Below are 12812 nucleotides of genomic sequence, written 5' to 3'. Positions count from 1 at the left end.
GTGGGAGGCGGCGACCATGCGAGTCAAGTCCGAGACGGTCAAGGGCGTGCAGGTGTTCGCCGTGGCGGGCACGAACACGGTCTCCTTCGGCATCCGCGCCACCGCCACCGCCCGGAAGGGGCTCCTCGGATTCGCGATCGAACGCGTCGACCGGGCGACCGGCACCCGGCACTGGGTCGACGGCTACAAGGTGTTCCGCTCGGTCGTCCCGGATCCGACGCCCGCAACGAAGGTGTCGACGTACGACCATCCGATCCAGAGCCTCGTCTGGGACGACTTCGTCGCCGAGCCAGGCCACGCGTACGACTACGTCTTCCACCCGCTGAAGGGCACGCCGTCGGCGCTCGACCGCAGCGCGCCGCCGGTGACGGTCTCGGTCGACACCGAGCCGCTCGGCGCCGGCGACCATGACATCGTCTTCAATCGCGGGGTCACCTCGAGCCAGTTCTATGCCAACCGGTTCGGCAACCTGCCGCCCGACCGGCAGCCGACGCCCGAGAAGCGCGCCGAGGCGCTCGCCTGGCTGAGCCGCGACCTCGATGAGGCGATCATCGGCTTCATCGCGTCGGCGGAGGCGGGCGATGCGATCCGCGGATGCTTCTACGAGTTCCGCTTCCCGTCGGTGCTGGGCGCGCTGAAGGACGCGATCGACCGCGGCGTCGACGTGCGGGTGATCGTCGACCTCAAGGTCAACGAGCGCACGATCCAGCCCACCCCGATGAACGGGCTGAAGAAGCCGAAGTTCGAGCCGAGCAACCCGCGCGTCGAGAACCTGAAGGCGATCGAGGCCGCCGGCCTGCCCGACGAGGCGATCGTCCCTCGGGTGGCGCGGCGCGACGACATCCAGCACAACAAGTTCATGGTGCTGCTGCGCGGCGCCGCGCGGACGCCCGTCGCCGTGTGGACCGGCTCCACGAACCTGACCGACGGCGGGATCTACGGGCAGGCGAACGTCGGGCACCACGTGCGCGACGCGACGGTGGCCGCACAGTTCCTGGCGTACTGGTCGATCCTCGCGCAGGACCCGGGCGCCGCGACCGATGCCAGGACGGACCCGATCAACGTCGCATTCCTGCAGGAGGTCGGCGGCCTGACCCCGACGCCGACCTCGATCGCCGCCATTCCGCGGGGGACGACACCGCTCTTCAGCCCGCGGGGCGACACGGCTCCCCTCGACCTCTACATCCGGCTCCTCACGAAGGCGAGGCGGCTGTCGTGCGGCACGTTCGCGTTCGGCATCCCGCAGGACTTCCGACGGGCGATCAGCGCCAACGGCGCCGATGGCCCGCTGTGCTTCCTCCTCCTCGAGGAGAAGGACGACCCGCGGCCGACGAAGGCGAACCCCGGACCCGTGGTGCGGCTCAACTCGCGGAACAACACCTACAAGGCGCAGGGCTCGGAGCTGCACACGACGCTCGGACGCTGGGTTGCCGAGACGAACAACTCGGCGATCAAGCTCAACCTGCACGTCACCTACATCCACCTGAAGTTCATCCTCCACGACCCGCTCGGCCCCGACCCCATCGTCGTGACGGGGTCGGCGAACTTCAGCTCCGCGTCGACGATCGAGAACGACGAGAACATGCTGCTCATCCGTGGCGACCGGCGGGTGGCCGACATCTACTTCACCGAGTTCAACCGGCTCTGGGGGCATTACCAGTACCGTTCCGTCGTCGAGGCGACCTCGCACCGGAAGCCGAAGCCCGGGCAACCGGCGCCCCACGACTACCAGGACCTGTGGGAGAACACCGACTGGCAGCAGGACTACCAGCCCGGCGACCTCCGGTCGAAGCGCGTCGACCAGTACGTGCGGATGGCGATCTGACGGCGTCGGGCTGACGGCGCCGCTCAGTAGAGTTGGCGCATGTCGGGTCGTGCCGCCGACGGCCGCTCGGTCGCCGAGAAGCTCTTCGCCATCGGCGACGCGTTCCAGGGCCGGGAGGACCTCTCGCTGAGCGAGATCGCGGGCCGTGCGAACCTTCCGCTCTCGACCGCGCATCGCCTGGTGGGCGAGTGGGTGGCGTGGGGGGGCCTCGTGCGCGGCGACGACGGGCGCTACCGGGTGGGCATGCGGGTCTGGCGGCTCGGCGTGCGCCAGCCGACGGCCATGCGGTTGCGGCGCATCGCGATGCCCTACCTCGAGGACCTGCTCGAGGCGACGACCGAGCACGTGCACCTGGCCGTGCGCGACGGGCTCGGCGCGATCTACCTCGAGCGCCTGTCGGGCCCGGGCGCGGTCTCGGCGATCTCGGATGTCGGCTCGCGACTCCCGTTGCACGCGACGGGCGTGGGCCTCGTGCTGCTGGCCCACGCGCCCACTGAGGTCTTCGACGAGCTGCTCGCGTCGGATCGGCGCAAGTTCATGCCGAACACCCTCACCGAGGAGCGGGAGCTGCGACGGCGCATGGCGGAGATCCGGTCGTTCGGTCTCTCGACGTCGATCGAGGAGCTCACCGAGGGCGCGTTCTCGGTGGCGGCGCCCGTGCGGGATGCGACCGGCGAGGTCGTCGCGGCGGTGTCGATCATCGCGCATGTCGAGCGACTCCGGGAGCCGCAGTTCGCGCTCGGCGTGCGCATGGCGGCGCGCGGCATCTCGTCGGCGCTCGGCTACCGGCCGCAGGGCGAGTGAGCGACTTCTTCCACTGAGTGGAAGTCGGGCTGCGGATGCCTCGGGCGCGATCCATGCTCGTCATGTTCTTCCCGACGACGTGAGAGGCATCCAGTGCGAACGTCCACCTCCGTGGCCATCATCGGCGCGGGCCCGGCCGGCCTGCTGCTGGGCCATCTCCTCGCGCAGGCCGACGTGCCGTTCGTCATCCTCGAGGCCCAGACCCGCGAGCACGTGCTCGGCCGCATCCGCGCCGGCGTGCTCGAGCAGGGGTCGGTCGACCTCCTCGCCGAGCACGGCCTCGACGCCGACCTCCGTGAGCGCGGCCTCACGCACCACGGCATCTACCTGCAGTTCGAGGGGCAGCGGCACCACGTCGACTTCGTCGACCTCGTCGGGCGCACCGTCACGGTGTACGGCCAGCAGGCGCTGGTGAAGCACCTCCTCGCCGAGCACGACCGGCTCGGTTCGAACGTCGTCTTCGAGGCATCCGATGTCGAACCCGTGGGCGTGACCGGAGCGCGGCCCACCGTCATCTACACGAAGGACGGCGTGACCGAGGAGCTCGAGTGCGACTACGTCGTCGGTGCCGACGGCTACCACGGCGTCTGCCGCCGGAGCATCCCCGGCGGCGGACTCGAGGTCTTCGAGCGCTCGTACCCGTTCGGCTGGCTCGGCATCCTCGCCGACGTGCCGCCGTCGACCGACGACCTCATCTACGCGCTCCACCGCGACGGCTTCGGCATGCACTCGATGCGCTCGCTCGAGGTCTCGCGCCTCTACCTGCAGGTGGCGCCCGACGAGTCGATCGACGACTGGAGCGACGCCCGCATCTGGGACGCCCTGCAGCAACGCCTCGGCGTCGACGGCTGGCAGCTGCAGGAAGGGCCGATCACCGAGAAGTCGATCACCCCGATGCGGAGCTTCGTCGTGTCGACCATGCAGCACGGCCGCATGTTCCTCGCGGGCGACGCGGGCCACATCGTGCCGCCGACCGGCGCGAAGGGCCTCAACTCGGCGATCGCCGACGTGGCCCTGCTCGCCCGCGCCATCCTCGACCAGCGCGCCGGCGACGACACGGGGCTCGCCCGCTACAGCGACCGCGCCCTCGCGCGCCAGTGGAAGGTGCAGCACTTCTCGCAGTGGATGACCGAGATGCTGCACGTGCACCATGAGGTTCCGGATGCCTCGGCGCGCGCCTTCCGGTACCGCAGCCAGGTCGGCCAGCTCGAGTACGTCACCGGCTCCCGCGCCGCCTCCCAGAGCCTCGCCGAGCAGTACGCCGGCCTTCCCTTCACCACGGAGTGAGCATGCACCGACCCGTTCCCCAGCCCGAGCTGACCCAGCAGGCCATCGGCGACGAGATCGCCGAGCGCCACCGCCGCGAGCGCGACGCCGCGGCATCCGCCGGCACGCCGCTCGCCGCGCACCCGCGCCGCGACTTCGCGCCGTACCGGTCGACGACGCTGCGACATCCGACGCACGAGCTCGTGCGCGCCGACCCCGAGGAGATCGAGCTCGTGTCGCCCGCGTTCGGCCACACCGACGTGTCGGCCGAGGAGGGCGACCTCACGATCCAGCACCGCGGCGAGCCGCTCGGCGAGCGGATCATCGTGACCGGGCGAGTGCTCGACGGCGACGGCCGTCCGGTGCGGAACCAGCTCATCGAGATCTGGCAGGCGAACGCCTCGGGCCGCTACGTGCACAAGCGCGACCAGCATCCGGCCCCGCTCGACCCGAACTTCACTGGCGTCGGCCGGGTGATCACGGGCGACGACGGCTCCTACCGTCTCACGACGATCAAGCCGGGTGCGTACCCGTGGAAGAACCACCGCAACGCCTGGCGGCCGGCGCACATCCACTTCTCGTTCTTCGGCACCGCGTTCACGCAGCGGCTCATCACCCAGATGTACTTCCCGGGCGACCCGCTGTTCGCGCTCGACCCGATCTACCAGTCGATCGTCGACCCCGCGGCACGGGAACAGCTCGTCGCCCGCTACGACCACGACGTGACCGAGCCCGAGTGGGCGCTCGGCTACCGCTGGGACGTCGTGCTCACCGGCCCGAAGTCGACCTGGATGGAGCCGGAGGACGCCGACCATGCCTGACCGCACCTCGCCCGAGGCGTTCGACGCGACCGACCTGCCGGGCGCCGAGCAGCACCCCGACGCCCACCGTGGATCGCTCGCCCAGACGCCGTCGCAGACCGTCGGCCCATTCTTCGGCTACGCGCTCCCGTATGACGGCGGCTCCGACGTGCGGGCGGCGTGGCAGCCCGACGCGATCCGCCTGCACGGCAGGGTGTTCGACGGCGCCGGCGACCCGGTGCCCGATGCCGTCATCGAGATCTGGGGCGCGGATGCCTCGGGCCGGCCGTCGACCGAACGCGGCGCGTTCGACCGCGACCAGCACGGCTTCGCCGGCTTCGGCCGGGCCGCGGTCGACCGCGACGGGCGTTATTCGTTCACGACGAGCAAGCCCGGGGCGACGCGCGACGGCTCGGCGCCCTACCTGCTCGTGGCGGTGTTCGCCCGCGGCGTGCTGCACCACCTCTTCACCCGCGCCTACTTCGGTGACGAGGTCGCCGCGAACGCCGCGGATCCGCTACTCACCCGCGTCGACGCGAGCCGCCGCGACACGCTCATCGCCGCGGTAGATGAGCCGGGCTCCTACCGGTTCGACGTGCGCCTGCAGGGCGACGGCGAGACCGTGTTCCTCGACTACGGCACCGAGGTCTGACGAGGATGGTGGCATGACCGACTGGGGACTCATCGATCCGGGCGCCGCCGACGCGACGGGCACCGACGACGACGCGGTGCTCGCCGCGATGGTCGACGTCGAGCGCGCGCTGCTGCGCGCGTGGGGGAGCGTGCTCGACGAGTTCCTGGATCCGCAGGCCGACCGGCTCGACGCGGCCGCGCTCGATCGTGCGGCCCTCCGCGACGGCGTGGCGCGCGACGCGGTGCCCGTGGTCGCCCTCGTTCCCGCGCTCCGGGCGCAGCTCGAGGACGCGGGGCTCACCGCCGACCGCCTGCACCTCGGGGCGACCAGCCAGGACATCGTCGACACCGCCCTCATGCTCGTCTCGCGTGATGCGCTCGCCGCCGCACGCGGTTCGCTCGTCGAGTCCGGCCGCACGCTCGCCGTGCTCGCCGACGCCGAGCGGCAGAGCCCCCGCATCGCTCGCTCGCTCGCGCGCCACGCCGAGGCGAGCACGCTGGGGGCGCTCGCTGCGGGCTGGCTCGACGGCGTCAGCTCGGCGATCGCCGCGATCGACGGCGCGGGCTTCCCAGTCCAGTTCGGGGGTGCGGTGGGCACCGGCACCGCAGCGGATGCCGCGGCCGGGCGCGCGGGGGCCGCCGACGAGGTGCGCGGCGAACTCGCCGTCAGGCTGGGCCTCACCGATCCCGGTCGTGCCTGGCACACCGAGCGGACGCCCGTGCTCGGGGTCGCCGCGGCGGCCGCCACGGTCGTCGCCGCGCTCGGCCGCGTCGCCGGCGACGTGACGCTGCTCTCCCGCGAGGAGCTCGGCGAGGTGCGGCTCTCAGGCGGCGGCGGCTCGTCGGCCATGCCGCACAAGCGCAACCCGGTCGACGCGGTCGCGATCACGGCGGCGGCCGTCGAGGCGCCCGCCCTGCTCCAGGTCGTCGCGAGCGCGGCGATCGCCGGCGACGAGCGATCCGCCGGGCGTTGGCATGCCGAGTGGACGTCGGTCCGCCGGCTCGCGCGGCTCGCCCGTTCGGCCTCGCGATCGGCATCCCGCCTCGTCGCCGGGCTCGAGTTCGATCGCGACCGCGCGGCGGCCATCGTCGGCGACGCGGGCGCGGCGGGTGAGCCACCCGACCGCGACGTGCTCGCCGCGGCATCCGACCGCATCGTCGACCACGCCGTGGCACGCTTCACCGCACTCGCCGAAGGGGGCACCCGCCCATGACCGTTCCCCGCCTGCTGGGGTCCTTCGCTCCCGGCGCCGCTCCGGCGACCACGAATCCGCTGCTCGTGCTGCTGCCCTCCCTCGGCACGACGACCGCGCTGTGGGACGGCGTCGTCGCCGCACTCCGCGCCGACCCGCGCACCGCGGGCCTCCGCATCCTGCGCATCGACCTGCCCGGCCACGGCGCGAGCCCGGCCGCGGCCGAGCCCTTCACGATCGCCGAGCTCGCGGAGGGGGTGCTCGCCGTCGTCGACGAGGCGGGCGGCGGGGCGTTCCACGTCGCAGGCGTCTCGCTCGGCGGCGCCACGGCCCTCGAACTCGCCGTCGCCCATCCCGACCGGGTCCTGAGCCTCGTGCTCAGCTGCAGCGGCGCGCGCATCGGCACGCCCGACGGCTGGGCCGAGCGTGCGGCATCCGTGCGCGCGAGCGGCACCGCGTCGCTCGTCACGGGCAGCGCTGCACGGTGGTTCGCCCCCGGCTTCCTCGAGCGCGACGCCGGGGGCTCGGGCGCTCGCACGCTCGGCGCGCTCGTCGACATCGACGACGAGTCGTACGCGTGCTGCACCGACGCGCTCGCCGGCTTCGACCGCACCGGCGACCTCGGGGCGCTCGCGGCGCCCACCCTCGCGATCAGCGGCGAGCACGACACCGTGACGACCCCGGCCTCGATGCAGGACCTCGCCGACGACATCCCCGGCGCGCGGCATGTCGCCCTCGACGGCGCGTCGCACCTCGCCGTGCTCGAGGAGCCCGCGAGCGCCGCCGAGCTCATCGCCGAGCATCTCGACGCCGTCGAGCGGGTGGACGCGGCATCCGTCGCCCGTGAACGCGGCATGCGCGTGCGTCGTGGGGTGCTCGGCGACGCGCACGTCGACCGCGCCATCGCGGGCACCACCCCCGAGACGGCGGCGTTCCAGGACTTCGCCACCCGCACCGCCTGGGGCGACATCTGGGCGCGGCCCGGGCTCTCGCGGCGGGAGCGGTCGATCGCCACGTTGGCCAGCCTCACGACCGGCGGACACGCCACCGAGATCGCGATGCACGTGCGAGCCGCGCTGCGCAACGGCCTCACGCGCGACGAGATCGCGGAGGTGCTGCTGCACACCGCGCTCTACGCCGGGCTGCCCGCGTCGAACGAGGCGCTCGCGATCATGCGCGACGTGTTCGCCGAGCAGGACGCCACGACCACCCCCGAGACGAACGACTGAGCCCGGAGCATCCATGGACAAGACCTTCGCGACCGCCGACGAGGCCGTCGCCGACATCCCCTCGGGCGCATCGCTCGCCGTCGGCGGCTTCGGCCTGTCGGGCGTGCCGATCACGATCATCCGCGCGCTGCTCGCCCGCGGCGTGGGCGACCTCGAGGTCGTCTCGAACAACTGCGGCGTCGACGGGTGGGGGCTCGGCGAGCTGCTCGCCGCCGGACGAATCCGCAAGGTCATCGCGAGCTACATCGGCGAGAACAAGGAGTTCGCCCGGCAGTACCTCTCGGGCGAGGTCGAGGTCGAGCTGACCCCGCAGGGCACGCTGGCCGAGCGCCTGCGCGCGGGCGGGGTCGGCATCCCGGCGTTCTACACGGCGACGGGCGCGGGGACGGCCGTCTCCGAGGGCGGGATGCCGCTGCGCTACGCCCCCGACGGCAGCGTCGCGCTCACCAGCGCGCCGAAGGAGCTGCGCCCGTTCGACACGTTCGGCGCCCCTCGCGAGTACGTGCTCGAGCAGGCCATCCGCGCCGACTACGGGCTCGTGCGCGCCGCCGTCGGGGATCGGCACGGCAATCTGCGGTTCGAGAAGTCGACCCGCAACTTCAACCCGCTCGCCGGCATGGCGGGCCGCATCACGATCGCGGAGGTAGACGAGCTCGTCGAGCCGGGCGTGCTCGGTCCCGACGACATCCACCTGCCCGGCATCTACGTCGACCGGGTGATCGTGCTCTCGGCCGAGGAGTCGGCCGACCTGCCCATCGAGAAGGTCACCGTGCGGCCCCGGCCCGCGGCATCCGGAACCACCGCCGGCCAGGCCGCCGACCGCGTCCCCATCGACCCGACCGCCACCGACCGCACCACCACCGACCAGGCCGAGGAGGCCCGCTGATGCCGCTCACCCGCGACGAGATGGCCGCCCGCGCCGCCCGCGAGCTCGAGGACGGCACCTACGTGAACCTCGGCATCGGCCTGCCCACGCTCATCCCGAACCACCTGCCCGAGGGCGTCGAGGTGGTGCTGCACTCCGAGAACGGCATCCTCGGCGTCGGCCCCTACCCGTGGGAGGGGGAGGAGGATCCGAAGCTCATCAACGCCGGCAAGGAGACCGTGACGGTACTGCCCGGCGCGGCGTACTTCGACTCGGCGGCGAGCTTCGGCATGATCCGCGGCGGACGCATCACGACGGCAGTGCTCGGGGCCATGCAGGTCTCGATGCACGGCGACATCGCCAACTGGGCGGTGCCCGGCAAGATGGTGAAGGGCATGGGCGGCGCGATGGACCTCGTGAACGGGGCCGAGCACGTCATCGTCGTCATGGAGCACGTCGCGAAGGACGGCTCGGCGAAGATCGTCGAGCAGTGCACGTTGCCGCTCACCGGCAAGGCCTGCGTCGACCGCATCATCACCGACCTCGCCGTGCTCGACGTGACGGCCGACGGGCTCGTGCTCGTCGAGCTGGCCCCCGGCGTGACGATCGATCAGGTGACGGATGCCACGGGCGCGCCGTTCATTGTGTCGCCGACGCTCGGCGCGGCCGCCTGATGGCCGAGCTGCGCGAGGCCGTCGTGTGCGCGCCGCTGCGCACCCCCGTCGGCCGGATGGGCGGCGCCCTCGCGACCGTGCCGGCACTCGAGCTCGCGACGACGGTGCTCACGGCACTGCTCGAGCGGACCGGCCTCGATCCGGCGGCGATCGATGGCGTGATTGCCGCACAGGGCTACCCGACCATGGAGGCCCCGGCGATCGGCCGGGTCGCCGCACTCGACGCCGGCTTCCCCGTCGAGACGACCGGATACCAGCTCGACCGTCGCTGCGGCTCGGGCCTGCAGGCCGTGCTCAACGCCGCGATGGAGGTGCAGACCGGCATCAGCGAGGCCGTCGTCGCGCTCGGGGTCGAGTCGATGTCGAACGCGCCGCTGTACACCGTCGAGGGCCGCCGCGGCGTGACGGGCGCCGGGCTCTTGCTGCACGACGCCCTCGCGCGCGGACGCGAGACGGTGGGCGGACGGCGGTTCCCGACGCCCGACGGCAACGTCGGCTCGGCCGAGCTGCTGCGCGCCGACTACGGCATCTCCCGCGAGGCGCAGGACGCGTTCGCGCTGCGCTCGCACCAGCGGGCCGTCGCCGCCCAGGAGTCGGGGGCGTTCGACGCCGAGCTCGTGCCCGTCGAGGTCGTCGGACGCCGCGGGAGCGTCGTGGTCGACCGTGACGAGCATCCGCGCGCCGACACGACCCTCGAGGCGCTGGCAGGGCTGAGGCCGATCCTCGGACGCACCGATCCCGACGCGACGGTCACGGCCGGCAACTCGAGCGGCCAGAACGACGCGGCGGCCGCGTGCATCGTGACCACGCCGCAGCGGGCCGCCGAGCTCGGGCTGACGCCGATGCTCCGGCTCGTGTCGTGGGCGGTGGCCGGCAACGACCCGCTGCGCTTCGGCGTGGCGCCCGTGCCCGCGGCGAACCTCGCGCTCCAGCGCGCCGGCATCCGCTTCGCCGATCTCGACCTCATCGAACTCAACGAGGCGTTCGCCGTGCAGGTGCTCGCCTGCCTCGCGGACTGGGGTCTCGACGCCGAGGACCCGCGGCTGAACCCGCGGGGGAGCGGCATCTCGATCGGCCATCCGATCGGCGCCACCGGCATCCGCATGCTCGCGACGCTCGCCCACGAGCTGACCGCCCTCGACGGCGACCTCGCCCTCGAGACCATGTGCATCGGCGGCGGCCAGGCGCTCGCGGCGGTCTTCGCCCGGGCCTGACGCATCGCAGCTCTCCGCCGGGCGACGCCCGCCGTCCGTCCTCGCCGCCCGCACCCTCGAGGTGACGCGAATCGACCTTCGCGGGCCGCGGAAGGTCGATTCGCGTCACCTCGCGGTCAGTGCTCGGCGGCGCGCGGCAGACGCGTGACGAGGGGCCGGGGCGGACGGGCACTCACCCCGTCCGCCCCGGCCCCTCGGCCGGCGTCTCAGCCCTGGCCGTGCTTGGCGTACGGGTTGAGCAGCGCCTCCTCGGTGCCCGGCACGATGCCCTCCTCGGTGGCGGTCGGCCGGCCCTCGTCGGGCGGGAACGACTCGGTCATCGACATGGGCATCGCGCTGTTGCGGTAGAGGTTGTTCGAGCCGGTCGACGGCTTCCAGGTGTTCGCGTTCCAGTCGGGCACGTAGTTGCGGTAGCCGCCCGTGTTGACCTCGATGCGCAGGCCGCTCGGGTCGCGGAAGTAGAGGAACGACTGCTCGCCGATGCCGTGGATCGACGGCCCGTACTCGATGTGGGTGCCGTTCTCCATGAGCACGTCGGCGGCGATGAGGAGCTCCTCGCGGGTGTCGACCCAGAACGCGTAGTGGTTGATGCGGCCGGGCCGCGAGGAGCTGTCGAGCACGACGCCGAGGTCGTGCGACTTCTCGTTCGTCGTGATGACGGCGAACACCGTGATGGGCGCCTCGTCGAGCTCGGTGTACGCCATGATGCGGAAGCCGAGCACCTCGTGGTGCCACTTCGCGAAGGCCTTCACGTCGGATGCCGCGATCGTGACGTGGTCGAGGAACCGGGGTGCGCCGGCGACGCTCGAGCGGCGCTCGGGGCGGTCGGGGTAGATCGACGCGTGCTCGTCGTCGGCCTCGTACTGCTCGATGTCCCAGGCGAGGCGGATGGTGTGGCCCCACGGGCCGGTGAACACGTACGAGCGGCCGCGGCCCGGGCCGGAGTCCGACCACTCGCCGGTCACTCCCGCGTCCTCGACGCGTCGCGCCGCCTCCTCGAGCGCCTCGGCGCTGGTGGTGCGCCAGCCGATCTCCACGAGCGCCGGCTCGGGGCCTTCGGAGATGACGACGCTGTGGTGCGTGTAGTCGCCCCAGGAGCGGAGGTAGGCCTTGCCGCCGTCGCGGCCGACCTGGCGGAGGCCGAGGCGCTCCTCGTAGAAGGCCACCGACGCCTCGACGTCGGGCGCCGCGATCTCGACATGCGAGAGATGGGACAGGAGGGTGATCATCGTCGATCCTTCGTGTTCGGGGTGCGGCGCATCGGCCGAGGGTTGGTGCGTGCCGCGTTCGGCACTGCATCCACTCTCGGCGAGCGCGCTTCATCAGGGAAGCTGAATCTGTCGATGCCGCACATCGACACCGTCGATGGTCAGTCGGAGATCAGCGTTCCGCCGTCGATCACGATGTTCTGGCCGGTGACGAAGGCCCCGGCCGGCGACGCCAGCCACACGACGGCTCCCGCGACCTCCTCGACGCGACCGAACCTCCGCAACGGCGTGCGGTCGCGTCGTGTGGCCGCGACGGCGGGATCGGCGGTGATGGGCCGGGCGAACTCGGTGTCGATGACGCCCGGGGAGATCGCGTTCGCCCGCACGCCGGCCTGGCCCCACTGCACCGCGATGTTCCGGGCGATCTGGGCGTTCGCCGCCTTGGTCACGCCGTAGCCCGACAGGATGCGATTGCCGCGCAGGCCCGCGATGCTCGAGATGACGAGGAAGGCGCCGCCGCCGGTGCGCGCCATCACCGGCAGAGCGGCCTCCGCGAGTCGCAGGACGGACCGCACGTGGAGGTCGTGCATGCGGTCGAACGCGTCGATCGACCCCGGGTCCTCAGGGTCGTCGAGCGCGGCACCCGCCACGCACACCACCGTGTCCACGCGCTCCCACCGTTCGAGGGCCGCGTCGACGAGCTGCCGCGGCGCATCGGTGCTCGTGACGTCGCAGGCCATGCCGATGACGTCCAGGCCCTTGCCACGGAGCGACCCCGCGACGGCCTGAGGATCGCCGTCGGCGAGGCCCGCGATGAGCACCCGAGCCCCGGCCGCCGCGAGCGCCTCGGCCGACGCCCGGCCGATCCCGGACGTCGCGCCGGTCACGACGGCGACCTGATCCCGGCACGAGAAGAGCTCGGCGGGGCGGAGCGCGGAGGGCGGCCCGGCGGCGGTGCTCATGGCCCGAGCGTACGGCGCGAACCGACGGTCGGCGATCGTGGATGGTGATGCGGCGCATCATCCTTCCCGCTGGCGCAGCGTGGCATCCGGCCGCCGACGGCGATTGACTTGGTCCGTGCCGGCACCGCTGCCGGTACGG

General features: G+C 72.6%; 12 protein-coding genes. 10 read left to right on the top strand and 2 right to left on the bottom strand.

The window, feature by feature from the left end; all coding sequences use genetic code 11:
* Window positions 1-16 precede the first annotated feature (16 nt).
* From AC1DZA_RS07695 to AC1DZA_RS07650, 10 genes are all read left to right on the top strand, one after another.
* Complete coding sequence (locus tag AC1DZA_RS07695; RefSeq protein ID WP_476772292.1) at window positions 17-1825, top strand: phospholipase D-like domain-containing protein; 1809 nt, start codon at window positions 17-19, stop codon at window positions 1823-1825.
* Between the two features lie 39 nt (window positions 1826-1864).
* Entirely contained in the window at window positions 1865-2629 is a 765-nt protein-coding gene (locus AC1DZA_RS07690) for an IclR family transcriptional regulator (protein WP_476761892.1), read from the top strand.
* 93 nt (window positions 2630-2722) lie between these two features.
* Window positions 2723-3916 carry a 4-hydroxybenzoate 3-monooxygenase gene (locus AC1DZA_RS07685; protein ID WP_476772291.1) on the top strand — a complete coding sequence of 398 codons (1194 nt, stop codon included), beginning with the start codon at window positions 2723-2725 and terminating at the stop codon, window positions 3914-3916.
* A gap of 2 nt (window positions 3917-3918) precedes the next feature.
* Complete coding sequence (gene pcaH, locus AC1DZA_RS07680; protein ID WP_476772290.1) at window positions 3919-4716, top strand: protocatechuate 3,4-dioxygenase subunit beta; 798 nt, start codon at window positions 3919-3921, stop codon at window positions 4714-4716.
* A complete protein-coding gene (gene pcaG / locus AC1DZA_RS07675) occupies window positions 4709-5347 on the top strand; it encodes a protocatechuate 3,4-dioxygenase subunit alpha (protein ID WP_476772289.1) in 639 nt (212 codons plus the stop codon). Before pcaH ends, pcaG begins: the two co-directional genes overlap by 8 nt.
* Window positions 5348-5360: 13 nt before the next feature.
* Window positions 5361-6542: a lyase family protein gene (locus AC1DZA_RS07670; RefSeq protein ID WP_476772288.1), complete on the top strand. Its 1182-nt coding sequence runs from the start codon at window positions 5361-5363 to the stop codon at window positions 6540-6542.
* Window positions 6539-7750: a bifunctional 3-oxoadipate enol-lactonase/4-carboxymuconolactone decarboxylase PcaDC gene (gene pcaDC, locus AC1DZA_RS07665; RefSeq protein ID WP_476772287.1), complete on the top strand. Its 1212-nt coding sequence runs from the start codon at window positions 6539-6541 to the stop codon at window positions 7748-7750. Before AC1DZA_RS07670 ends, pcaDC begins: the two co-directional genes overlap by 4 nt.
* Window positions 7751-7763: 13 nt before the next feature.
* Window positions 7764-8636 carry a CoA transferase subunit A gene (locus AC1DZA_RS07660; RefSeq protein WP_476772286.1) on the top strand — a complete coding sequence of 291 codons (873 nt, stop codon included), beginning with the start codon at window positions 7764-7766 and terminating at the stop codon, window positions 8634-8636.
* Window positions 8636-9289 carry a CoA transferase subunit B gene (locus AC1DZA_RS07655; RefSeq protein WP_476761885.1) on the top strand — a complete coding sequence of 218 codons (654 nt, stop codon included), beginning with the start codon at window positions 8636-8638 and terminating at the stop codon, window positions 9287-9289. The genes AC1DZA_RS07660 and AC1DZA_RS07655 overlap by 1 nt, the downstream gene beginning before the upstream one ends.
* Window positions 9289-10503, top strand: coding sequence for an acetyl-CoA C-acetyltransferase (locus tag AC1DZA_RS07650; protein WP_476772285.1), 1215 nt, complete (start codon window positions 9289-9291; stop codon window positions 10501-10503). The genes AC1DZA_RS07655 and AC1DZA_RS07650 overlap by 1 nt, the downstream gene beginning before the upstream one ends.
* A gap of 206 nt (window positions 10504-10709) precedes the next feature.
* Here the strand turns inward: AC1DZA_RS07650 and AC1DZA_RS07645 are convergent, their stop codons facing one another.
* Together AC1DZA_RS07645 and AC1DZA_RS07640 are read right to left on the bottom strand one after the other, a co-directional pair.
* The gene (locus AC1DZA_RS07645; protein WP_476772284.1) at window positions 10710-11732 is read right to left on the bottom strand and encodes a VOC family protein; all 1023 of its coding nucleotides are present in this window, start codon (window positions 11730-11732) and stop codon (window positions 10710-10712) included.
* Window positions 11733-11872: 140 nt separating this feature from the next.
* Complete coding sequence (locus AC1DZA_RS07640; RefSeq protein ID WP_476772283.1) at window positions 11873-12673, bottom strand: SDR family NAD(P)-dependent oxidoreductase; 801 nt, start codon at window positions 12671-12673, stop codon at window positions 11873-11875.
* Between the last annotated feature and the right edge of the window lie 139 nt (window positions 12674-12812).

The organism is Agromyces sp. P2_B3 (assembly GCF_056404815.1).
Note: the sequence above shows the minus strand (reverse complement) of the source record. Positions and strands in the feature narration are given on the sequence as shown.